At 69.0% G+C, this 20,291-nt stretch carries 20 protein-coding genes; 13 read left to right on the forward strand and 7 right to left on the reverse strand.

The window, feature by feature from the left end:
* Nucleotides 1–116: 116 nt before the first annotated feature.
* Both R5H19_RS06880 and acs read right to left on the reverse strand, forming a co-directional pair.
* Nucleotides 117–800 carry a response regulator transcription factor gene (locus R5H19_RS06880; protein ID WP_318158249.1) on the reverse strand — a complete coding sequence of 228 codons (684 nt, stop codon included), beginning with the start codon at nucleotides 798–800 and terminating at the stop codon, nucleotides 117–119.
* Nucleotides 801–898: 98 nt separating this feature from the next.
* Nucleotides 899–2,839: an acetate--CoA ligase gene (acs, locus tag R5H19_RS06885; RefSeq protein ID WP_318158250.1), complete on the reverse strand. Its 1,941-nt coding sequence runs from the start codon at nucleotides 2,837–2,839 to the stop codon at nucleotides 899–901.
* Nucleotides 2,840–3,063: 224 nt separating this feature from the next.
* Between acs and R5H19_RS06890 the strand changes: the two genes are divergently transcribed.
* Nucleotides 3,064–4,440 (forward strand): porin, encoded by a 1,377-nt coding sequence (locus R5H19_RS06890; protein ID WP_318158251.1) that lies wholly within the window; start codon nucleotides 3,064–3,066, stop codon nucleotides 4,438–4,440.
* A gap of 144 nt (nucleotides 4,441–4,584) precedes the next feature.
* Nucleotides 4,585–6,252 (forward strand): MFS transporter, encoded by a 1,668-nt coding sequence (locus R5H19_RS06895; protein WP_318158252.1) that lies wholly within the window; start codon nucleotides 4,585–4,587, stop codon nucleotides 6,250–6,252.
* A gap of 77 nt (nucleotides 6,253–6,329) precedes the next feature.
* Here the strand turns inward: R5H19_RS06895 and R5H19_RS06900 are convergent, their stop codons facing one another.
* Complete coding sequence (locus R5H19_RS06900; RefSeq protein ID WP_318158253.1) at nucleotides 6,330–6,590, reverse strand: GlsB/YeaQ/YmgE family stress response membrane protein; 261 nt, start codon at nucleotides 6,588–6,590, stop codon at nucleotides 6,330–6,332.
* Between the two features lie 197 nt (nucleotides 6,591–6,787).
* On the opposite strand from R5H19_RS06900, the gene R5H19_RS06905 reads away from it, so the two are divergent.
* Nucleotides 6,788–8,473, forward strand: coding sequence for an AMP-binding protein (locus tag R5H19_RS06905; protein WP_318158254.1), 1,686 nt, complete (start codon nucleotides 6,788–6,790; stop codon nucleotides 8,471–8,473).
* A gap of 3 nt (nucleotides 8,474–8,476) precedes the next feature.
* Here the strand turns inward: R5H19_RS06905 and R5H19_RS06910 are convergent, their stop codons facing one another.
* Nucleotides 8,477–8,716, reverse strand: a complete 240-nt coding sequence (locus R5H19_RS06910) for a hypothetical protein (RefSeq protein ID WP_318158255.1) — start codon at nucleotides 8,714–8,716, stop codon at nucleotides 8,477–8,479.
* 145 nt (nucleotides 8,717–8,861) lie between these two features.
* Here R5H19_RS06910 and R5H19_RS06915 point away from each other — a divergent pair, with 145 nt between their 5' ends.
* On the forward strand, nucleotides 8,862–9,968 hold the full coding sequence (locus R5H19_RS06915; protein WP_318158256.1) for a PA0069 family radical SAM protein: 1,107 nt from the start codon (nucleotides 8,862–8,864) through the stop codon (nucleotides 9,966–9,968).
* Between the two features lie 24 nt (nucleotides 9,969–9,992).
* On the opposite strand, the gene R5H19_RS06920 is transcribed toward R5H19_RS06915, so the two are convergent.
* The 3 genes from R5H19_RS06920 to R5H19_RS06930 all read right to left on the reverse strand — a co-directional run bounded on the left by R5H19_RS06920 (nucleotide 9,993) and on the right by R5H19_RS06930 (nucleotide 14,217).
* Nucleotides 9,993–12,062, reverse strand: a complete 2,070-nt coding sequence (locus R5H19_RS06920) for a S9 family peptidase (RefSeq protein ID WP_318158258.1) — start codon at nucleotides 12,060–12,062, stop codon at nucleotides 9,993–9,995.
* A 92-nt stretch (nucleotides 12,063–12,154) separates the two neighbouring features.
* On the reverse strand, nucleotides 12,155–13,066 hold the full coding sequence (locus R5H19_RS06925) for a patatin-like phospholipase family protein (RefSeq protein ID WP_318158259.1): 912 nt from the start codon (nucleotides 13,064–13,066) through the stop codon (nucleotides 12,155–12,157).
* Nucleotides 13,067–13,200: 134 nt separating this feature from the next.
* The gene (locus tag R5H19_RS06930) at nucleotides 13,201–14,217 is read right to left on the reverse strand and encodes a class 1 fructose-bisphosphatase (RefSeq protein WP_318158260.1); all 1,017 of its coding nucleotides are present in this window, start codon (nucleotides 14,215–14,217) and stop codon (nucleotides 13,201–13,203) included.
* 152 nt (nucleotides 14,218–14,369) lie between these two features.
* Between R5H19_RS06930 and R5H19_RS06935 the strand changes: the two genes are divergently transcribed.
* The 9 genes from R5H19_RS06935 (at nucleotide 14,370) to R5H19_RS06975 (ending at nucleotide 20,166) form a co-directional block, all read left to right on the forward strand.
* Nucleotides 14,370–14,981, forward strand: coding sequence for a DJ-1/PfpI family protein (locus R5H19_RS06935; protein WP_318158261.1), 612 nt, complete (start codon nucleotides 14,370–14,372; stop codon nucleotides 14,979–14,981).
* A gap of 10 nt (nucleotides 14,982–14,991) precedes the next feature.
* The gene (locus tag R5H19_RS06940; RefSeq protein WP_318158262.1) at nucleotides 14,992–15,189 is read left to right on the forward strand and encodes a hypothetical protein; all 198 of its coding nucleotides are present in this window, start codon (nucleotides 14,992–14,994) and stop codon (nucleotides 15,187–15,189) included.
* Nucleotides 15,189–15,593 carry a GFA family protein gene (locus tag R5H19_RS06945; RefSeq protein ID WP_318158263.1) on the forward strand — a complete coding sequence of 135 codons (405 nt, stop codon included), beginning with the start codon at nucleotides 15,189–15,191 and terminating at the stop codon, nucleotides 15,591–15,593. The genes R5H19_RS06940 and R5H19_RS06945 overlap by 1 nt, the downstream gene beginning before the upstream one ends.
* Before the next feature lie 28 nt (nucleotides 15,594–15,621).
* On the forward strand, nucleotides 15,622–15,990 hold the full coding sequence (locus R5H19_RS06950; protein WP_318158264.1) for a VOC family protein: 369 nt from the start codon (nucleotides 15,622–15,624) through the stop codon (nucleotides 15,988–15,990).
* A gap of 27 nt (nucleotides 15,991–16,017) precedes the next feature.
* A complete protein-coding gene (locus R5H19_RS06955; RefSeq protein WP_318158265.1) occupies nucleotides 16,018–16,167 on the forward strand; it encodes a hypothetical protein in 150 nt (49 codons plus the stop codon).
* 60 nt (nucleotides 16,168–16,227) lie between these two features.
* The gene (locus tag R5H19_RS06960) at nucleotides 16,228–16,932 is read left to right on the forward strand and encodes a YafY family protein (protein WP_318158266.1); all 705 of its coding nucleotides are present in this window, start codon (nucleotides 16,228–16,230) and stop codon (nucleotides 16,930–16,932) included.
* A 123-nt stretch (nucleotides 16,933–17,055) separates the two neighbouring features.
* Complete coding sequence (locus R5H19_RS06965) at nucleotides 17,056–18,879, forward strand: DUF885 family protein (RefSeq protein WP_318158437.1); 1,824 nt, start codon at nucleotides 17,056–17,058, stop codon at nucleotides 18,877–18,879.
* A 79-nt stretch (nucleotides 18,880–18,958) separates the two neighbouring features.
* Nucleotides 18,959–19,369, forward strand: coding sequence for an MbcA/ParS/Xre antitoxin family protein (locus tag R5H19_RS06970; protein ID WP_318158267.1), 411 nt, complete (start codon nucleotides 18,959–18,961; stop codon nucleotides 19,367–19,369).
* 95 nt (nucleotides 19,370–19,464) lie between these two features.
* Nucleotides 19,465–20,166, forward strand: coding sequence for an RES family NAD+ phosphorylase (locus R5H19_RS06975; protein ID WP_318158268.1), 702 nt, complete (start codon nucleotides 19,465–19,467; stop codon nucleotides 20,164–20,166).
* The last annotated feature ends 125 nt before the right edge of the window (nucleotides 20,167–20,291 follow it).

The raw sequence follows: 20,291 nt of genomic DNA on the forward strand, positions 1-20,291 counted from the left end.
TCCGGCCCGCCGGCATTTCGGGTATCCAGCAAGGCAGGCACGGGCGATTCGCCGGTGGCCATCACGAGCAGGCATGCGTCGGCCGCCACGAGGCCGGTCACCCTTCGGTGGCGATCTCAATCGCCGCTGGCGTCCTGGTTGTCCGGCAGCGGCTGCATCGTGCCGGGTTCCACCGCCAGGTGGCTGGCGGCCAATGCGACCTGGGTGCGGTTGTTGACGCCGAGCTTGCGCATGATGGCGGTCATGTGCGCTTTCACGGTGGCTTCGGAGACGCCGAGCTCCCACGCGATCTGCTTGTTGAGCAGGCCTTCGGCGATCATGGTGAGCACGCGGAACTGCTGCGGGGTGAGCGCGGCGATGCGCGCGGCGGCGTCGGCTTCGTCGGGTTGCAGCTCGGCGTCGCCGCCGACGAGTTGCGGCGGCAGCCATACGTCGCCGTCGAGCACGGCGCGGATCGCCGCCACGATGTCCTCGCCGGCGGTGGACTTGGGGATGTAGGCGGCGGCGCCATGGGCCAGCGCACGGCGCGCCACCTGCGCTTCCTCGTGGCCGGAGACGACGATGGTCGGCAGGCCGGGGTATTGGCCGCGAATGTGTGCCAGCGCGGAGTAGCCGCGCGCGCCGGGCATGTGCAGGTCGAGCAGCAGCAGCTCGGCGTCGGGATAGCGCTCGATCAGGCCGAGCAACGCATGCACGCTGTCGGCGGCGTGCACCCGCGCCTGCGGCATGGCGGCCAGCACCGCGCGCTGCAGGGCGTCACGGAACAGCGGGTGGTCGTCGGCGATCAGGATGTCGGGCATGGGCTTCGTCGGGAATGTAGGAGCGCGCCCTGTGCGCGAGGCTCTTGTCCGGTGGTGGTGGAAGAGCCTCGCGCACAGGGTGCGCTCCTACGGTTGCCTTATTTGATCAACCGCTCGTCGACCAGGTTCTTCACCACGCTGGGGTCGGCCAGGGTGGTGATGTCGCCGAGCTGGTCGGGCAGGTTCTCGCCGATCTTGCGCAGGATGCGGCGCATGATCTTGCCCGAGCGGGTCTTCGGCAGGCCGGGCGCCCACTGCAGGTAGTCCGGCGTGGCGATCGGGCCGATCTCCTTGCGCACCCAGGCAATCAATTCCTTGCGCAGCTCGTCGCTGCCGGTTTCTCCGGCGACCAGGGTGACGTAGGCGTAGATACCCTGGCCTTTGATCTCGTGCGGGCAGCCGACCACGGCGGCTTCGGCCACCTTCGGATGCGCTACCAGCGCGCTCTCCACCTCGGCGGTGCCGAGGCGGTGGCCGGACACGTTGATCACGTCGTCGACGCGGCCGGTGATCCAGTAATAGCCGTCCTCGTCGCGGCGCGCGCCGTCGCCGGAGAAGTAGTTGCCGGGGTAGGCGCTGAAGTAGGTCTCGATGAAGCGCTGGTGGTCGCCGTAGATGGTGCGCACCTGGCCGGGCCAGGAGTCGGTGATCAGCAGGTTGCCCTCGGCCACGCCTTCCTGCACGGTGCCTTCGGCGTCGACGATGGCCGGCTTGACGCCGAAGAACGGCAGTGTGGCCGAGCCGGGCTTGGTGGCGATGGCGCCGGGCAGCGGCGAGATCATGATGCCGCCGGTCTCGGTCTGCCACCAGGTGTCGACGATCGGGCAGCGCTGCTCGCCGACCACGCGGTAGTACCACTCCCACGCTTCGGGGTTGATCGGCTCGCCGACCGAGCCGAGCAGGCGCAGGCTGGCGCGCGAGCACTTCTTCACCGGCGCCTCGCCCTCGCGCATCAGCGCGCGGATCGCGGTGGGCGCGGTGTAGAAGATGCTGACCTGGTGCTTGTCGATCACCTGCCAGAAGCGGCTGTGGTCGGGGTAGTTCGGCACGCCTTCGAACATCACCGTGGTGGCGCCGTTGCACAGCGGGCCGTACACCACGTAGCTGTGCCCGGTGACCCAGCCGACGTCGGCGGTGCACCAGTAGACGTCGTCCTCGCGCAGGTCGAACACCTGCTCGTGGGTGTAGCTGATGAAGACCAGGTAGCCGCCGGTGGAATGCTGCACGCCCTTGGGCTTGCCGGTGGAGCCGGAGGTGTACAGCACGAACAGCGGGTGCTCGGCCTCGACCGGGGTCGGCGGGCAATCGGCCGATTGGCCTTCCATCAGCGTGTGCCAGTAGCGGTCGCGCGGCGACTGCATGTTGACCGCGCCGCCGGTGTGGCGCACCACGATCACGGTCTCCACGCTGTTGGTGCCGGGCCGCTCCAGCGCCGCGTCCACGTTGACCTTGAGCGGGATGTGCTTGCCCGCGCGCAGGCCCTCGTCGGCGGTGATCACCACCTTGGCCTGCGAGTCGACGATGCGCCCGGCCAGCGAGTCGGGCGAGAAGCCGCCGAATACCACCGAGTGGATCGCGCCGAGCCGCGCGCAGGCCAGCATCGCCACCGCCGCCTCGGGGATCATCGGCAGGTAGATCGCCACGCGGTCGCCCTTGACCACGCCCAGGTGCTTCAGCGTGTTGGCGAACTTGCACACCTCGGCGTGCAGCTCGCGGTAGGTGATCTTGCGTGAGTCCTTCGGGTCGTCACCCTCGAAGATGATCGCCACCTTGTCGCCGCGCTTTTCCAGCTGGCGGTCGAGGCAGTTGGCCGACACGTTGAGCTCGCCGTCCTCATACCAGCGGATGTGCAGATCCTGCGGGTCGAACGAGACGTCCTTGATCTTCGTCGGCGGCTTGATCCAGTCCAGGCGCTGGCCGATGCGGCCCCAGAAGCCTTCCGGGTCGCTGACCGACTCGGCGTAGAGGCGCGTGTAGTCGTCGCGGCGCAGGCGTGCGGCCGCAGCGAACGAGGGATCGACCGGGTAGAGCTTGGACATGGCTGGGCTCCTGCTGGCTAGGCGTGAAAGATGGCGACGGGGATGCCGCGGCAGGCGCAGGAAGGCGCCCGGCGGCGTGCACGTTTCGAGTGTAGCCCGATCGTCGCGGAGGTGGCGGCGCGCAGCCGGCTCGACTTTGGTCGAAGTTCGACCAATGGCGAATAGTCGCCCGCGCCGCAGCATGGCCATGCTCGGCCCGTCATTGACCTCGGGGAGATGCACGCATGACCACGCGACACACCCATCGTTATACCGCGCTGGCCCTGAGCATGGCCTGCGCGCTGATGCTGCCGCTGGCGGGCCACGCGCAGAACGACACGCGCGAGCAGCAGCTCGAACAGCGCGTGGCGCAGCTCGAGCAGCAGTTGAACGAGCTGAAGGCGATGATCCAGGCGCAGAAGGCGGCACCCGCCCAACCCCCCACGCCGGCGACGCCCGCGCAGAACGTGGCGGCGGCTCCGGCGGCGCCGGTATTCAGCAGCGCCCCTGGCGTGTCGGTGGCGCTGCATGGCTTCGTCAGCGCCAGCGCGTTCAGCCAGGACAGGAGCTTCACCTTCGGCAACGGCACCAACGCGGAATTCCCGGTGCCCGGCTCGAAGGGCTCGCTCTCCGGCATGGACGTGCGCAACACGCGCTTCTGGCTGGATTTCAGCGGCGCCAAGTTCGCCGGCGACTGGGTCGGCGGCGGCCGCATCGAGATGGACTTCTTCGGCGGCTTCAACGGCACCGGGCCGTACAGCCAGCAGCAACTCACGCCGCGCCTGCGCCAGGCCTACATGGACATCGCCAATCCCGCTACCGGCACCACCGTGCGCATCGGCCAGCAGTGGGAGCTGATGTTCCCGATCGACAACATCCCCGATTCGCTCTCGCACATCGCCTTCCCGCTGGGCTTCGGCGCCGGCATGGTGGGCTGGCGCTTCCCCGGCGTGGTGGTGATGCAGGACCTCAACCACGGCAGCGACGGCGCCAAGTGGCGGCTCGACCTGGGTGCGTTCGAAGGCCACTGGAGCGGCCCGGGCGACAACGTGAACTACCTCACCGCGGGCAACGCGGGCTTCCGTCCGCAGCTGGAGGCGCGCCTGCGCGTGGCCGACAAGACCTGGGTGGCCTACGCCGCGGCGCACTACAGCGAGGTGGACCTGAAGGGCGTGGGCAACACCGTGCCGGCGCCGATCAAGGACAAGGTCAAGAGCGTGGGCTACGAAGTGGGCGGCGCCTGGATGCCGGGGCCGTGGGTGTTCAAGGGCCTGGCCTACGGCGGCAAGGGGCTGGGCCAGATCTTCGGCGCGCTGGCGCAGTTCGGCGACATCTCCGAAAGCGGCGGCTACGTGCAGGCCGGCTACAAGTTCACCCCGAACTGGAGCGCGTATGCGTACTACGGCATCGCCAAGCCGGACCACGACGACGTGCTGCGCTGGATCGGCACCGCCGGCCGCCTGGAGAGCCGGCAGTCGGCGCTGAGCGTGCAGTACGCCACTGGCGCCTACGCACTGAGCGTGGAGTGGCTGCACGACAAGCTCGATTCGGCCAATGGCGCCACGGCGACCCGCACCACCACGGGCAATCAGGTCAGCCTCAACGGTATGTACAAGTTCTAGGCGATGGCGGCGGCCCCCGCGGCCGCCGGCCGTTCCACGCCCGCCGCGTGACGGCAGGGCGCCACGCGATCCGCCGGCGGCGGAGCGCACCGACCAACGGTCGTCCCGCCGCGGGAGGACCGCCAACACCCTGGGGAGGGAACTATGGCCACTTCTGCCATCGACGCCGTCGGCAAGCGTGACGACGGACTGGACATCAGCCACAAGCGGGTGATCCTGGCATCCAGTCTGGGCACCGTGTTCGAGTGGTACGACTTCTACCTGTACGGCTCGCTGGCCGTGATCATCGGCCACCAGTTCTTCTCGGGACTGAACGAGGCCAGCCAGCTGGTGTTCGCGCTGCTGGCGTTCGCCGCCGGCTTCGCGGTGCGCCCGTTCGGCGCGCTGGTGTTCGGCCGCATCGGCGACCTGGTCGGGCGCAAGTACACCTTCCTGATCACCATCGTGATCATGGGCCTGTCCACCTTCTTCGTCGGTCTGCTGCCCAGCTACGGCTCGATCGGCGTGGCCGCGCCGGTGATCCTGATCGCGTTGCGCATGCTGCAGGGCCTGGCACTCGGCGGCGAGTACGGCGGCGCGGCAACCTACGTCGCCGAGCACGCGCCGCACGGCAAGCGCGGCCTGTACACCAGCTTCATCCAGATCACCGCCACCTTCGGCCTGTTCCTGTCGCTGCTGGTGATCCTGGGCTGCAAGTGGCTGCTCGGCGACAAGTTCGACGACTGGGGCTGGCGCATCCCGTTCCTGCTGTCCTCGCTGCTGCTGGCGATCTCGGTGTACATCCGCCTGCAGCTGGCCGAGTCGCCCGTGTTCAAGCAGATGAAGGCGGAAGGCAAGCAGTCGAAGGCGCCGCTGACCGAATCGTTCGCGCGTTGGGGCAATCTGAAACTGGTGATCCTGGCCCTGCTCGGCGCCACCGCCGGCCAGGCCGTGGTGTGGTATTGCGGCCAGTTCTACGCGATGTACTTCCTCGGCAGCACGCTGAAGATCGATGCCACCACCACCCAGCTGCTGATCGCCGCGGCACTGGTGATCGGCACGCCGTTCTTCGTGGTGTTCGGCTGGCTGTCGGACAAGATCGGACGCAAGCCGGTGGTGCTGGCCGGCTGCCTGCTCGCCGCGCTGACCTACTTCCCGATCTTCAAGGGCCTCACCCACTACGGCAACCCGGCGATCGAGGCGGCCAGCGTGACCGCACCGGTCAAGGTGCAGGCCGACCCGGCCGGCTGCAGCGTGCAGATCGACCTGATCGGCAAGAAGGTCTTCACCAGTTCGTGCGACGTGGCCAAGAGCTTCCTGGCCAAGCGCGGCGTGCCGTATGAGAACGTCGCCGCGGCGCCGGGCTCGGTGGCGGTCGTCTCGGTCGGTGGCCAGGAGTTCCCCGCGTTCGAGGGCGGCGCCCTGGCCAAGGCCGACTTCACCGCGCAGAGCAAGGCGTTCGGCGACAGCGTCGGCAAGGCCTTGGCCGCTGCCGGCTACCCGGCCAAGGCCGACCCGGCGCAGACCAACACGCCGATGGTGATCCTTCTGCTGACTATCCTGGTGCTCTACGTGACGATGGTCTACGGGCCGATCGCCGCCTGGCTGGTGGAGATGTTCCCCACTCGCATCCGCTACACCTCGATGAGCCTGCCGTACCACATCGGCAACGGCTGGTTCGGCGGCTTCCTGCCTTCGGTCTCGTTCGGCATCGTCGCGGCCACCGGCAACTTCTACGCCGGCCTGTGGTACCCGGTGGTGATCGCCACGATGACCTTCGTGATCGGCATGCTGTTCGTGCGCGAGACCAAGGACGTCGACCTGCGCGACTGAACCGGCGTGCGCCACGGAAAAACGCAGCGGCCCGTGTCGCTGCGTTTTTCGTTGGCCGCCGTGAACCGGGCGAGCGGTCAGGCGCGCTTGATCAGGCCGATGAGCACCAGCAGCACGATCGCGCCGATCATCGCGTAGACGATGCTGGTGACGATCGGGCTGCCCAGGTTGAAGCCGACGCCGAGCATCGGCAGCAGCCAGCCGGCGAGAAACGCGCCGATGATGCCGACCACGATGTTGCCGAGCAGGCCGAAGCCGAAACCACGCACGATCAGGCCGGCCAGCCAGCCCGCGATCGCGCCGATGAGCAGGAAAACGATCAAGCCGGATGCAGTCATCATGAATTCCCGGGAAGTGCGGGGCGGCGGGATGCCACGCCGCGATGTCGGCACAAGCGTCCCTGTTCAGCCGTGCAGCGATCGTGACGAAAGGGTGATGCTGCCGTCCCGCGCCATGCACGCGCTGCCGCGTTCGGGCCACGCGCAGGCGCTATGCTGGCAGCCGGGCTCCGTGCGATGACTGTGGGAGAGCACCGATGAGTGCCGCACCAAGTTACGTTCATGGCGCCAGCGCGAAACCGTTGCTGGGCGACACGCTGGGCGCGCTGCTCGACCGCATCGCCGCCGCCCATCCCGACCGCCCGGCGCTGGTGGTGCGCGCGCAGGACGTGCGCATGAACTACCGCGAATTCCATGCCGAAGTGGAACGGGTGGCCGCCGGTTTGCTGGCGCTGGGATTGCAGCGTGGCGATCGCGTCGGCATCTGGTCGCCGAACCGGGCCGAGTGGGTGCTGCTGCAGTTCGCCGTGCCGAAGGCCGGGCTGGTGCTGGTCAACATCAACCCGGCCTACCGCACGCACGAGCTGGAGTACGCGCTGAACAAGGTGGCCTGCCGTGCGCTGGTGCTGCCGCGCCGCTTCAAGAGCTCGCATTACCTGGAGATCCTGACCGAACTGGCGCCGGAGCTGGCCGCCAGCGCACCGGGCGCCCTGCGCGCGGCGCGGCTGCCGGCGCTGCGCGAGGTGATCCTGCTCGACGACGAGGCCGCAGCGGGCACGCGCCGCTGGCGGGAGCTGGTCGCGCTGGGCGACGCCGCGACACCGGCGCGCCTGCGCGCAGTCGAGGCGACGCTGAACTTCGACGACGCGGTGAACATCCAGTTCACTTCCGGCACCACCGGCGCGCCGAAGGGCGCCACGCTGACCCACCACAACATCGTCAACAACGGCTGGTTCATCGGCGAGGCGATGCGCCTCACCGAGCACGACCGGCTGTGCATCCCGGTGCCGTTCTACCACTGCTTCGGCATGGTGCTGGGCAACCTCGCCTGCGTCACCCACGGCGCCTGCATGGTGATCCCCGGCGAGGGCTTCGACGCGCTGGCCACGCTGGAAACCGTGGCCGAGGAAAAATGCACCGGCCTGCACGGCGTGCCGACCATGTTCATCGCCGAACTCGAGCACCCGCGCTTCGCCGAGTTCGACCTGTCGTCCCTGCGCACCGGCATCATGGCCGGCTCGCCATGCCCGATCGAAGTGATGCGGCGGGTCGTCGAGGAGATGCACATGGCCGAGGTCACCATCGCCTACGGCATGACCGAGACCAGCCCGGTGAGCTTCCAGACCGTGCCGGACGATCCGCTGGAGCGTCGCGTCGACAGCGTGGGCCGGATCCATCCGCACCTCGAGGTGAAGCTGGTCGACGAGCACGGGTGCGTCGTGCCGCGCGGCACGACGGGCGAGCTGTGCACGCGTGGCTACTCGGTGATGCGGGGCTACTGGGAGGACGAAGCGCGCACCCGCGAGGTGATCGACACCGCGCGCTGGATGCACACCGGCGACCTCGCCACGCTGGACGCAGACGGCTACTGCCGCATCGTCGGCCGGCTCAAGGACATGATCATCCGTGGCGGCGAGAACGTGTACCCGCGCGAGATCGAGGAGTTCCTGTATACCCATCCGGAGGTGCTCGACGTGCAGGTGTTCGGCGTGCCCGATGCGAAGTTCGGCGAGCAGGTGTGCGCGTGGATCCGCCTGCGCGAAGGCAGCGCGGCCAGCGAGGCCGGAATCCAGGATTACTGCCGCCGTCATCTGGCCTACTACAAGGTGCCGCGTTACGTGCGCTTCGTCGACGCCTTCCCGATGACGGTGACCGGCAAGGTGCAGAAGTACCTGATGCGTGAAGCGATGGCCGCCGAGCTGGACGCGGCGGCACGATCGTAGCCGCTAGCGCCCATGGCGTTCGTGCTTCAGCGGATCCTTGCCTTCGCGCAGCCGTTGCAGGTCGTACTCCGACAGGCTCTCTCCACGCGCGCTGCCGGCGATGCGTGCCTGCACGAAGGCCAGTGTGGTGGCGAACACGCCGATCAGGCCCACCAGCAGCCAGAAGCCCCAGGCGCCGGCGCCGTGGCGGGTAAAGCACAGCGCGAACGCGAACACGGTGGAGACGAGCAGCAGCCAGCGCATGGAATAGCCCCGACAGGTGAAAACGCGCCGCCGGCGCCGGCGGTCGGCCGCATCATAGCGTCGCCACGAGACGCCGGGTGCGCGTCGGATCACTCGGCGAAAAGATGTCGCGGCGGCTGAGACCTCGCTGCGCGACACTGCGCCGATGGACGAGCTTCCGCCATCACCATCGCTTCCCGCGGTCCGCGCACACAAGGGTCGCGGCGCCGCCTCCAACCCGGAGGGACGCTTCGAGTCCATCCGCCACCACGCCGAGGACGACGGCTGGCAGAGCGCGCTGCTGGACGAGGAGGCGCCGCGCCCGCAGACCTGCGTCACCGAAGAACGCGCGAAGAGCGTTATCACCCGCAACGACTCCCCCGACATCGCCTTCGAGCAGGCGCTGAACCCGTACCGCGGCTGCGAGCACGGCTGCATCTACTGCTTCGCCCGCCCCAGCCACAGCTACCTCAACCTCTCGCCGGGGCTGGACTTCGAGACCAAGCTGCGCGCCAAGACCAACCTCGCCGAGGTGCTGCGCGCCGATCTCGCCAAACCCGGTTACCAGGTCAGCCCGATCAATATCGGCAGCAATACCGATCCCTACCAGCCGATCGAGAAAAAATGGCGGCTCACCCGCGCCGCGCTGGAAGTACTGGCCGAGTGCCACCACCCGTGCACCATCGTCACCAAGAACGCCCTGGTCGAGCGCGACCTCGACATCCTGGCGCCGATGGCGCGCGAGAAGCTGGTGCAGGTGTTCGTCTCGGTGAACTCGCTGGACAACCACCTCGCCGCGAAACTCGAACCGCGCGCCAGCGCGCCGCACCGTCGCCTGAAGGCCATCGCCGCGCTGGCCCAGGCCGGCGTACCGGTGGGCGTGCTGGTGGCGCCGATCATCCCCGCACTCAACGACAAGGACATGGAAGCGGTGCTCGAACGCGCGTACGCCGCCGGCGCGCGCTGCGCCGGCTACACCGTGCTGCGCCTGCCGTGGGAACTGAAGGCGCTGTTCCGCGAATGGCTGGCGCTGCACGCGCCGCAGCGCGCCGAGCATGTGATGAGCCTGGTACGGCAGATGAACGGCGGCCGCGACTACGACTCGGATTTCCGCACCCGCATGCGCGGCCAGGGCGTGTTCGCCGAGCTGCTGCGCAAGCGCTTCGAAGTGGCCTGCCGCCGGCACGGCTTCGGCCGCACCCGCGAACTCAGCCTCGACGCCACGCGCTTCGTGCCACCGCGCAAGGCGTCGCCGCAGGGGGAATTGTTCTGAGCGTGCGGCGGCCGTTGCCGCGATTCACTCCGACGCCGGCAGGTACTTCGCGAACCAGCCCAGCGCCCGCTGCAGCACGTCGCGCTGGTGCGCGGGGTCGACGAAGTGGTGGCCTTCGTTCGGGTACACCACCAGCGAGGTCGGCACGCCTTGCGCGCGCAGCGCGTGCCACATCTCGAACGATTGCGGCGCCGGGCATTCGGCGTCGCGGTCGCCGACCACGATCAGCATCGGCGTCTTCACCTGCTTGATGAAGTTGATCGCCGAGCTCTTCGCGTACACCGCCGGATCGTCGTACACGCTGGCGCCGAAGAACGGCGGCATCCACTGGTCGATCAGGTTCTGGCCGTAGTAGCTCTGCCAGTTGGCGATGCCGGCGCCGGCGACCACGGCGCGGAAACGCTGCGTCTGCGTGGGCGCGAACATGCTCATGAAGCCGCCATAGCTCCAGCCGGTGAGGCCGAGCCGCTGGTCGTCGACCGGCACTTTCTTCTCCACCGCGTCAACGCCGGCGAGGATGTCGCGCAGGTCGCCGTAGCCGAAGTCCCTGCGGTTCGCCTGCACGTATTGCTCGCCCTGGCCGAAACTGCCGCGCGGGTTGGGCATGAACACGAAGTAGCCCAGCGCCGCCAGCGGTGCGCCGCCGTAGCCGACGCCGGGCCAGCGCGGGATCACCGCGCTGGACGGGCCGCCATGCACCATCACGATCATCGGGTAGCGCTTGCCCGCGTCGTAGTTGGCCGGGTACAGCAGCCAGCCCTGCACGTGGAAGCCCTCGTTGTTCCACTCCACCGATTCGGCCTTGCCCCAGGCCGGCTTCAGCGCGCGGTTGAAGGAGGTTATCGCCGGCGGTGCGGCGTCGCCCAGCGTGCCGGCGTGCACTTCGCCGGCAGCGGCGAACGAACTCTGCACGAAGGCGATGCGCTTGAAGTCGGCCGACAGCGACATGGCCATCGCTGCGCTGCCGTCGCCGATGCCGGCCGGCACGGTGAAGCGCACGCTCTGCTGCCGGGCAGCAGTGGCCGACACGGCGTAATCCGCCAGCTGGCTGTGGCCGTTGCTGACCTGGCTGACCAGCATCGACTGCGGCGACGTCCAGCGTAGCCAGCTCGGCGTGACCCTGATGCCGGGCGTGAGGTTGAGCGGCGCGCCACCGCCGGCCGGCACCGCGTAAATGTCGCCGCCGGTGGCGCCCTGGTCGCTCATCAGGCCGCCGATGAAGGCGATGCGCGAGCCGTCCGGCGACCAGCGCGGCAGCGCGATCTGCAGGCCGTGCAGCGCGCCGCTGGCGGCGTCGGCGGGGTCGACCAGCACGCGTGCATCGGTGCCGGCTTGCGCCGGCTGCACGAACAGCTTGGCGACCCACCAGTTGTTGTCGCCCGGCGGTTGCGCGGCGGTGTAGGCGATGCGCGAGCCGTCCGGCGACCAGTCGAATTCATAGGCGTACAGCTTGGCCGGCGTGAGTTCGCGCAGCGTGCCGCTGGCCAGGTCGAGGCTGGCCACGCGCTGCACTTCCACGCCGGTCACCCCGATCTCGCCGGCGGCCGGCTTGGCCGCGGCCACCGCGCTGGCGCGGCGGGTGGCGCCGGGCACGTAGAGGAAACCGAGCGATTTGCCGTCGGCGGTCCACTGCAGTGCGTGCGCATAGCCGGCGAGCCTGGCCAGCGGCCTGGGCGAGCCCCTGCCTGCGCTGTCGCCGTGGCCGGTGTCCGCCACGAACACGGTGTTCTGCATCGCCTTGGTGCTGGTGAGGTCGACGCTGCAGTTGGCGATGAAGGCCAGGCGGCGCGAATCGGGAGCCCAGGCGATGCCGGATTCCGCACATTCACCCGGCCTGGCCGCGGTGTTCACGCGGTGCGCATGGCGGCCATCGGCATCGGCTACTTCGATCGCCGGCTTGCCGTCGCGCTGGATCACCCACGCCAGCTGCCTGCCGTCCGGCGAGATCGCCACCGCCTGGATCGACTGCGCCTTGCCCAGCTGGGTCAGCACCTGCTCGATGCGCGGGTCGACCTCGGCGGCGGCGAAGGCGTGCGGCGTCAGCGCAAGGGCCAGCAGCGACAGAGGGAGGGTCAGGCGCGAGCGCTTGGGCATGGGGCGGACTCCTGCAGGGAAGTCCCGAAGCTACATCTGCGGCGCGAGGCGCGCCAAGTGCAGGACGGCATGACCGCCGCGCCGAAGCCGTCCTACGGTGCGTTGCCGCTGCCGGCCTGACGCGTCGCGGCCATCGCGGCGAGCCTGGCGCGGATCGCGGGGATCGCCGCCAGCGCGGCCTTTTCGCCGGCGAGGATGGCCTGGTTCTTCTGCTCGAAATCGGTCGGACCGATGCCGCGCAGATCTGGCCGGATCACCACGTCGGCACGCGCGCTTTCCTGCGCAGCCAGCTGCCGGCCCATGATGGTGAGCGACTGGCCGACGATGTTCATCATGCCCTGCGGGTTGCTGCCGTCGGGTGCGGCGGAGATGTCCACCGCGATCACGAAGTCGGCGCCGAGCTGGCGCGCCGCGTCGATCGGGATCGGGCTGACCACGCCGCCGTCGACGTAGTGCTTGCCGTGGATCTCGACCGGCTCGAACACGCCGGGAATGCTGGACGATGCGCGCACCGCGCGGCCGGTGTTGCCGCGCACGAACACCGTGCGCGCGCCGGTCTCCAGCTCGGTGGCCACCGCGGCGAACGGCAGCTTCAACTGCTCGATCGGCTGCTTGTGCAGCAGCTGGTTGACATAGTCCTGCAGCGCCTGACCCTGCACCAGCCCGCCGGAAAACAGCCGCACGTCGCGGATCTTCGCCTCGTCCAGGCCGAACGCGGTCTGCTGCAGCGCGAACGCGTCCATGCCGTTGGCGTACAGCGCGCCGACCACGCTGCCCGCGCTGGTGCCGGCGACCACGTCGGGGTGGATGCCGCTGGCCTCCAGCATCTTGATCACGCCGATGTGCGCGAAGCCCTTGGCCGCGCCGCCACCGAGGGCGAGGCCGATCTTCAGCTTCACCGGTGCGGGAGCTGCGGCCGGTGGCGGCACGGGTTTCGCCGCGTGCGTGCAGGCGCCCAGCGCGAGCGTGGCAAGCAGCGGCAGGAGCAGGCGGCGGAAGGGCATGGTTCGATATCGGTCCGGGTTGGTCTCCTCCTCCTGCAACGCAGGGGAGGTCGGGAGGAGGTGCTTTTGATGTTGGAAAGAAGAGCGACCCCACCCCAGCCCTCCCCTGCAGAGCAGGGGAGGGGGCCAAAACGTCAGCTCACGGCACCGTCGGCCTCCCGGTGGTAGTGCGTGACCAGTTCGACTTCTTCCTTCGAACCGAGGAACACCGGCACGCGCTGGTGCAGGCCGCTCGGCTGCAGCTCCATGATGCGCTGGCGTCCGGTGGTCGCCGCGCCGCCGGCCTGCTCGATGATGAAGGCCATCGGGTTGGCCTCGTACATCAGGCGCAGCTTGCCGCCCTTGTCGAGGATCTTGGCGTCCAGCGGGTAATAGAACACGCCGCCGCGCGTCACGATGCGGTGCACGTCGGCCACCATCGAGGCGACCCAGCGCATGTTGAAGTCCTTGCCGCGCGGGCCGGTCTTGCCGGCCAGCAGTTCGCCGATGTAGCGCTGCATCGGCGCCTGCCAATGGCGCTGGTTGGACATGTTGATGGCGAACTCGGCGGTCTGTTCCGGAATCCGGATGGCGCGGCGGCTGAGGATGAAGCTGCCGACCTCGCGGTCCAGGGTGAACTCGTGGGTGCCATGGCCGAAGGTCAGTACCAGCACGGTGGCCGGGCCGTACACCACGTAACCGGCGGCGAGCTGGGTGGTGCCCGGCTGCAGGAAGTGCTCGGCCTTCGGCTCGGTGACGCCGTCGGGGCAGCGCAGCACCGAGAAGATGGTGCCGACCGAGACGTTCACGTCGATGTTGGAGGAGCCGTCCAGCGGGTCGAACAGCAGCAGGTGCTTGCCCTTCGGATAGCCGTCCGGAATCTGCTGCGGGTCTTCCATTTCCTCCGAGGCGCAGGCGGCGAGGTGGCCGCCCCAGGCGTTCGCCTCCAGCAGGATCTCGTTGGAGATCACGTCCAGCTTCTTCTGCGCCTCGCCCTGGATGTTGCCCGTGCCGGCCTCGCCCAGCACGCCGCCCAGCGCACCCTTGCCGGTGGCCACGCCGATGCGCTTGCAGGCGCGCGCGACCACCTCGATCAGCAGCGATAGTTCGGCGTTGATATGGCCGGCGCGGCGTTCCTCGATCAGGAACTGGATCAGCGAGACGGGTTTCATGGCGGGTCCGTGGCGAGAGGAAGCGCCATTGTCCCGGTCGCGGCTGAACAGTGCCAGCCCGGCGGCCCGTGTGCCCGCATGCGTCCCTGCTGCTGACATCACGCTGGCAGCAGGGGACCGCCATGCTGTGCCTCCCACATGGAGGAAACGACATGCGCGACACGGTTTATTTCCTGGTGTTCGACGGCTTCGCCGATTGGCAGGCCGCACTGGCGCTGTGCGAGATCCGTCGCCCCGGCGACTGGCAGGTGCAGGCGGTGGGTTTCTCGATGGCGCCGGTGGTTTCGATGGGCGGCCTCACCGTGCAGCCGGAGCTGTCGCTGGATGAGCTCGACCTCCAGCGCGCGGCGCTGCTGATCGTGCCCGGCGGCCACCCGTGGCAGCGCGGCGAAGGCGCTGCGGCGGTGACGGCGATCCGTCGGCTGTACACCGCCGGTGCGCCGGTGGCGGCGATCGACAGCGGCGTGCTGGCGCTGGCCCGCAGCGGCCTGCTCGACCATTGCCGACACACCGGCAACTGGGCCGGGCACATCGACAGCCACGTACCGGCTTACGCCGGCGCGGAGCAGTATGACGCCGGCGTGCTGGCGGTCAGCGATGGCGGCGTGATCAGCGCCAGTCATCTGGGCAGCGTGGAGTTCGCCCGCGAGGTGATCCGCACGCTGGACCTGTACAGCCCTGGCGACCGCGAACATTGGTACCGGCTGTTCAAGCACGCCCAGCTGCCGCCGTGGTGCGTCGGCGAAGCCGTGGCGACGGCCTGAGGCATTCGCCATGAAATCATCCCTGCAACGCGTGCTGATGGCCTATCGCCCGCTGTATCTGAACGGCTTGCTGCTGGACGGGCAGTACAAGCTGCCCAGGACCGATCCGCCGGAGGATCCGGCGGAATCCCCGTGTTCGCCCCGACCACGCCAGCGCATCCTGCTGGCCGCGCTGGCCCACATCGTCTTCCCGCCGCGGAGCAAGTGATGATCAGGACCTACCACGGCAGCTGCCACTGCGGCGCGGTGCGCTACGAGGCCGATATCGACCTCGCCGCCGGCACCGGTCGCTGCAACTGCTCGATCTGCACGAAGACGCGCGACTGGGGCGCGGTGATACGGCCCGACGCCTTCCGCCTGCTGGCGGGCGAGCAAGCCTTGTCGGACTACCGGTTCCACTCCGGCCGCGTCCATCACCTGTTCTGCAGGCATTGCGGCGTTCGTTCATTCGGCCGCGGCCATATCGAGGAGATCGGCGGCGACTTCGTCTCGGTCAGCGTGGCCTGCCTCGACGACGTCGAGCCGCAGGAACTGATCGACGCGCCGCTGCGCTACTCCGATGGCCGCCACGACAACTGGATGTCGGCGCCGGCCGAAACGCGGCATCTCTGATGCCAATCACAGCCATAGAAGAGGCGCCATGATCATCGACCACATCAGCCTGCCGAGCAGCGATCTTTCACGCAGCCAGGCTTTTTTCGGCCAGGTGCTGGCCCCACTGGGCATCGGCGTGGTGAAGGAATATCCCGGCGCGGTCGGCATGGGCCGCGACGAGCCGGAGTTCTGGCTGGTCACCGGGCCGGCCGCGCCAACCCCGCTGCACGTGGCCTTCGCCGCCGCCAACCGCGCGCAGGTGGATGCCTTCCATGCCGCCGCGCTGCTCGCCGGTGGCGCCGACCATGGTGCGCCGGGCCTGCGCCCGCACTATCACGCGAACTACTACGCCGCCTTCGTGATCGGCCCGGACGGGCACAACCTCGAAGCGGTCTGCCAGCTTGCGCAGGACTGAACCGTCCATCGGTCAGGAGTACCCCGCATGGACACCGCGCTGAACGAGACCACCCTGTTCAAGCTGGGGCCCGAGCTGCCGGCAATCCGAGCCCACGTCGACCGCGCGCTGGCGCGCTTGGCGATGCGGCGCGCCGCGGCGAAGGGCGCCGAACTGCTGGCCGCGCAGTCGGCCTGATGCCATGGGCCGTGACGTTCGACGCTGTTCGCCACCGTCCGCCTCGGCGATGATGCGCGGATGCGCCGCGCCGATCGCCTGTTCCTCATTATCCACGCCCTGCGCGGCCGACGCACCGCGCTGCAGGCGCGTTCGCTGGCGCAGACGCTGGGCGTGTCGCTGCGCACGGTGTACCGCGACGTGGCCGACCTGCAGCTGTCCGGCGTGCCGATCGAGGGCGAGGCCGGCGTCGGCTATGTGCTGCGCAAGGGCTCGGACATCCCGCCGCTGATGTTCACCGCGAACGAGCTCGAGGCGCTGGTGGTCGGTTCGCGTTTCGTGCGCGCGTTCGCCGGCACCCAGCTGGCCGACAGCGCGCAATCCGCGCTGTTGAAGATCGAGGCGGTGCTGCCGCCGGAACTGCGCGAGCGCGCCGCCCGCACGCGGATCTTCGCGCCGGTGTGGCGCGATCAGGAGCGCGAGGATTTCGCCGCGCTGATCGACCGGCTGCACGCGGCCATCCTCGGCAACCAGGTGTTGCGGCTGGAGTATCGCGACGAAGGCGGCAACCCCAGCACGCGCGAGATCGAGCCGCTGTGCCTGTCGTTCTGGGGCGGCAAGTGGACGCTGGGCGCGTGGTGCCGCTTGCGCCGCGACTTCCGCAATTTCCGTCCGGACCGCATCGACACCTGCGCACCCAGCGGCGAAACCTTCGCCGACGCCGGCGAGCGCAATCTGGCCGCCTATCTGCGTGCGGTCGGCACGGGTGGGCTCGACCTCGGCTGAGCGGCACGGGCAGCTGCTCGTTGCCATGCCGCGGAATGAAGGCGAGGATAGGCGCTTGCATCACGTTGCGTGATGGATGTCGATGTCGCCCCGCTACAAGGAACCCGTGTGAACAAGTCCCTGATGATGGCGCGGCTGGCCGCGCTCGCGCTGGCCTGCAGTGTCGTGCCGCTACCCGCGGCCGGCGCCCTGCCGCCGGTCCCCGCCGCAGCCCCCGCCAACGCCAGCGCCAGCGCCGATGCGCGCTTCAAGAGCATCTACAGCGCCGAATGGGCCTGGCGTACCGGCCAGGCCGGCATCAGCACTTCCGGCGAGCCGCAGCTGAACAGCGGGCGGCTTGACCAGGTCGACGCGGCCAGCCAGCAGCGGCGGCTGGACTACTGGCAGGACGTGATGAAGCAGCTGGCCGGCATCGACGTCGCGCAGCTGTCGCCGGCGAACCGGGTGAATTACGCGATCTACCGCGAGCAGATCGGCAATTTCGTCGCCGGGCAGAAGTTCAGGGCCTGGCAGATGCCGTTCAACAGCGACTCCGCGTTCTGGTCCGACCTCGGCTACGTGTTGGGCGGCGATCGTCTGCGCACGGCCGACGACTACCAGCGCTACCTCGACCGGCTCGGCCAGGTGCCGGCCTACTTCGACCAGCAGATCGCCAACATGCGCGCCGGCCTCGAGCGCGGCTTCAGCGTGCCGCGTGCGGTGCTGGACGGGCGTGACGTGTCGATCGCCGCGGTGGCCGAGCTGAAGGACCCGACCCGCAGCAGCTTCTACGAACCCTTCCGGCAACTGCCGGCGTCGATCCCGGCCGATCGCGCGCAGGCGCTGCAGGGCCAGGCGCTGCGGCGCATCCGCGACGAGGTGATCCCCGCCTACGCGAAGCTGCTGGCGTTCTTCCGCAGCGAATATGTGCCGCAGGCGCGCACCACGCTGGCGGCCGAGGCGCTGCCGGACGGCAAGGCGTTCTATCGCCAGCAGATCCGCGAATACACCACGCTCGACCTCGATCCCGAGGCGATCCACCAGATCGGCCTCGACCAGGTGGCGAAGATCCACGCGCAGATGCTGCAGGTGATGCAGGAAACCGGCTTCAAGGGCAGCTTCGCCGAGTTCCTGCAGTTCCTGCGCACGGACCCGCAGTTCTACGCGAAGACGCCGGACGAACTGCTGATGCGCAGCGCCTGGGTGGCCAAACAGGTGGACGGCCAGATGCCGCGCTTCTTCGGCCACCTGCCGCGCGCGCACTTCACCATCAAGCCGGTGCCGGCCGACATCGCGCCGTACTACACCTCCGGCCGCGGCGGCGCCGACGCGTATCTGGTCAACACCTACGACCTGAAGTCGCGGCCGCTGTTCAACGTGCCGGCACTGACCCTGCATGAGAGCTACCCCGGCCATGCGCTGCAACTGGAGCTGGCCGACGAGCAGCACGACCAGCCCGCGTTCCGTCGCAACAGCTACATCTCCGCCTACGGCGAAGGCTGGGGGCTGTACTCGGAATACCTCGGCAACGAGATGGGCATCTACCACACGCCGTACGAGCGTTTCGGCTACCTCACCTACCAGATGTGGCGCGCCTGCCGGCTGGTAGTCGACACCGGCGTCCACCATCTTGGCTGGACGCGCCAGCAGGCGATCGACTACCTCACCGAAAATACCGCGTTGTCCGCGCGCGAGATCGCCAACGAGGTGGACCGCTACATCAGCTGGCCGGGCCAGGCGCTGTCGTACGAGCTGGGCTACCTGAAGATCCTCGAATTGCGCGCCAGGGCGGAGCAGGCGCTGGGCGCGAAGTTCGACCTGCGCCACTTCCACGACACCGTGCTGCAGCTGGGCTCGGTGCCGCTGCCGGTGCTGGAGCAGCGCGTCGACCGCTTCATCGCCGATGGCGGCCCGGAGCCGGATTACGGGTGCGACTGCGCGAAGGCGAAGGGTGCTGCGGGGCATTGAGCGTGGCTGGCATTGGGCTGGCCTTTTACTTCAATTGTGAAGTAATATGTGAAACAACTTCACAGGGAGAGTAGGCGCCATGGCCGCTCATTCGACCCGCATCGCCGAAGCCGCACCCCGTTACACGCCGCCGGATACGCTTGCCGACCCGGCGCTGCGCGCGTTCTTCCGGCTGGCCGAGCACTGGAAGTTGCGCATCGCCGAGCAGCGCCGGCTGCTCGGCGACCCGCCGGAGTCGACCTTCTACAAATGGAAGCGTCAGCAGGGCGGCGCCCTGGGGCGCGATACGCTGGAACGCATCAGCTACCTGCTCGGCATCTGGAAGTCGCTGCAGATCCTGTTCCCCGACCCGGCCCAGGCCGATGCCTGGCTGCGCAGGCCGAACGCGGCGCCGCTGTTCGGCGGCCATTCCGCGCTGGAGCGCATGCTGTCGGGCAACGTCGCCGACCTGTACGTGGTGCGTCAGTACCTGGATGCGCAGCGCGGCTGACGCATGCCGTGAGCGCGGTCGCGACGAGCGAGACGGAAATGCCGCACGCTCCGCTCTCCCTGCCATGCGGGGAAGGGGCACATCATGGAGCCGCGATGCCAACCGAACTTCCACCCGTCAAACGCATTCGCTGGAATCAGGCCTACCGCATCGTGCCCAGCCGCTTCCCGCCGGTCGGCGTGTACGACCGCATCGCCGATCCGGCCGATCTCGACGCGCTGTTCGCGATCGAGGCGCTGACCAACCCGCGCCTGCGCGAGGAAGCCGGCGCATTGAAGCTGGTGCCGCGGGAGCATCGCATCAGCGGGCCCGGCTCCACCCCGGTGATGGCTGCGTTCACCCATCTCAATCCGGACGGCAGCCGCTTCTCCGACGGCAGCTGGGGCGTGTTCTACGCCGCGCACAGCGTCGCCACCGCGGTCGAGGAAACCGTGTATCACCGCGAACGCTTCCTTGCCGCCACCGCCGAGCCGGCCTGTGACATTCAGATGCGCTGCTATCGCACCAGCGTCGACAGCAAGCTGCACGACATCCGCGGCGGCTGGGCGGCGGCGCACGACCCCGTCAGCTATGCCGCCAGCGTGACGCTGGCGCGCGAGCTGCGCGACGCGGGTTCCAACGGCATCGTCTACGACAGCGCGCGACATCGTGGTGGCGAGTGCCTCGCCGCGTTCCACCCCGACGTGGTGGGCCCCTGCGTGCAGGCGCAGCACCTGGTCTATCGTTGGGACGGCACCCGCATTGTGCAGGTGCTGCAAGTGAACGAACTCAAGCGGTCGCTGCCGGACGCGCCGTAGCCGCGGGTGTCGGCAAGGGCGTGCCGCCGGGAAGCCCGGGCGCCGCCAGGCGCGTGCGCCGTCCCCTCATCCCGCGCCACTTCCGGCCGCGAGCGTCATCGGCCACTGGCGGCGGAGGCAGGGCC

The organism is Rhodanobacter sp. KK11 (assembly GCF_033345435.1).
GTDB lineage: Bacteria > Pseudomonadota > Gammaproteobacteria > Xanthomonadales > Rhodanobacteraceae > Rhodanobacter.

Excerpts from the sequence above, each read along its gene's own strand:
- R5H19_RS06935 (WP_318158261.1), top strand. The coding sequence starts at position 14,370 with ATGCGCGACACGGTTTATTTCCTGGTGTTCGACGGCTTCGCCGATTGG.
- R5H19_RS06960 (WP_318158266.1), top strand. The coding sequence starts at position 16,228 with ATGCGCCGCGCCGATCGCCTGTTCCTCATTATCCACGCCCTGCGCGGC.
- R5H19_RS06955 (WP_318158265.1), top strand. The coding sequence starts at position 16,018 with ATGGACACCGCGCTGAACGAGACCACCCTGTTCAAGCTGGGGCCCGAG.
- R5H19_RS06915 (WP_318158256.1), top strand. The coding sequence starts at position 8,862 with ATGGACGAGCTTCCGCCATCACCATCGCTTCCCGCGGTCCGCGCACAC.
- R5H19_RS06930 (WP_318158260.1), bottom strand. The coding sequence starts at position 14,217 with ATGAAACCCGTCTCGCTGATCCAGTTCCTGATCGAGGAACGCCGCGCC.
- R5H19_RS06905 (WP_318158254.1), top strand. The coding sequence starts at position 6,788 with ATGAGTGCCGCACCAAGTTACGTTCATGGCGCCAGCGCGAAACCGTTG.
- R5H19_RS06925 (WP_318158259.1), bottom strand. The coding sequence starts at position 13,066 with ATGCCCTTCCGCCGCCTGCTCCTGCCGCTGCTTGCCACGCTCGCGCTG.
- R5H19_RS06950 (WP_318158264.1), top strand. The coding sequence starts at position 15,622 with ATGATCATCGACCACATCAGCCTGCCGAGCAGCGATCTTTCACGCAGC.
- acs (WP_318158250.1), bottom strand. The coding sequence starts at position 2,839 with ATGTCCAAGCTCTACCCGGTCGATCCCTCGTTCGCTGCGGCCGCACGC.
- R5H19_RS06920 (WP_318158258.1), bottom strand. The coding sequence starts at position 12,062 with ATGCCCAAGCGCTCGCGCCTGACCCTCCCTCTGTCGCTGCTGGCCCTT.
- R5H19_RS06880 (WP_318158249.1), bottom strand. The coding sequence starts at position 800 with ATGCCCGACATCCTGATCGCCGACGACCACCCGCTGTTCCGTGACGCC.
- R5H19_RS06970 (WP_318158267.1), top strand. The coding sequence starts at position 18,959 with ATGGCCGCTCATTCGACCCGCATCGCCGAAGCCGCACCCCGTTACACG.
- R5H19_RS06975 (WP_318158268.1), top strand. The coding sequence starts at position 19,465 with ATGCCAACCGAACTTCCACCCGTCAAACGCATTCGCTGGAATCAGGCC.
- R5H19_RS06940 (WP_318158262.1), top strand. The coding sequence starts at position 14,992 with ATGAAATCATCCCTGCAACGCGTGCTGATGGCCTATCGCCCGCTGTAT.
- R5H19_RS06900 (WP_318158253.1), bottom strand. The coding sequence starts at position 6,590 with ATGACTGCATCCGGCTTGATCGTTTTCCTGCTCATCGGCGCGATCGCG.
- R5H19_RS06945 (WP_318158263.1), top strand. The coding sequence starts at position 15,189 with ATGATCAGGACCTACCACGGCAGCTGCCACTGCGGCGCGGTGCGCTAC.
- R5H19_RS06965 (WP_318158437.1), top strand. The coding sequence starts at position 17,056 with ATGATGGCGCGGCTGGCCGCGCTCGCGCTGGCCTGCAGTGTCGTGCCG.
- R5H19_RS06895 (WP_318158252.1), top strand. The coding sequence starts at position 4,585 with ATGGCCACTTCTGCCATCGACGCCGTCGGCAAGCGTGACGACGGACTG.
- R5H19_RS06910 (WP_318158255.1), bottom strand. The coding sequence starts at position 8,716 with ATGCGCTGGCTGCTGCTCGTCTCCACCGTGTTCGCGTTCGCGCTGTGC.
- R5H19_RS06890 (WP_318158251.1), top strand. The coding sequence starts at position 3,064 with ATGACCACGCGACACACCCATCGTTATACCGCGCTGGCCCTGAGCATG.